This window comes from Jiangella anatolica (genome assembly GCF_003236295.1).
Classification (GTDB): Bacteria; Actinomycetota; Actinomycetes; order Jiangellales; family Jiangellaceae; genus Jiangella; species Jiangella anatolica.
In genome coordinates, this window is sequence record NZ_POTW01000208.1 from 1 (window position 1) to 469 (window position 469).

At 53.7% G+C, this 469-nt stretch carries 2 protein-coding genes; both read right to left on the reverse strand.

The features are described 5' to 3' along the window. A partial coding sequence (locus C1I92_RS33010; protein ID WP_146605393.1) for a TSUP family transporter occupies positions 1-317 on the reverse strand: 317 nt, incomplete at its 3' end. Next, on the reverse strand, positions 317-469 hold a 153-nt coding region (locus C1I92_RS35745; RefSeq protein WP_199521843.1), incomplete at its 5' end, for a penicillin-insensitive murein endopeptidase. The genes C1I92_RS33010 and C1I92_RS35745, both read right to left, overlap by 1 nt.

A 469-nucleotide genomic window follows, 5' to 3' on the forward strand; every position in this document is an offset into this window, starting at 1 on the left:
GCCTGAACGTATTGCACCAGCAGTGCGCCGCTCATTGAGCCGACAAAGGTCATGGCGATATTGAGTTTCTGATCGCTTAAACTAACCACTTTGCGGCGAATAAAGTAGATAGTGGCGGAAATAGAGCCGCCGCAGGCTTGCAGTTTATTGGTTGCCAGCGCATTAGCGGGAGACATCCCCGCCGCCATCAATGCCGGAATGGTGAGTAACCCACCGCCACCGGCAATCGAGTCGATAAATCCCGCCAGCATGGCGACAAAAAAGAGAACTCCCAGCAACAGCGGGGAAACCATAAACAGGCTATTAAACGTTTCCATTAGATCACGTGCTCATCCAGTAGCGCCTGGCAGGAAGGCGGCAACGGAGGCGGTGTCTTCTTCTCAGGCTTTGTTGTTCCCGGTTTTGGAGGTTCAAACCAGCTTTGCAGTTCTGCCCCGCAACCATCGCCTGGTGGCGGTAAAGGTTGATC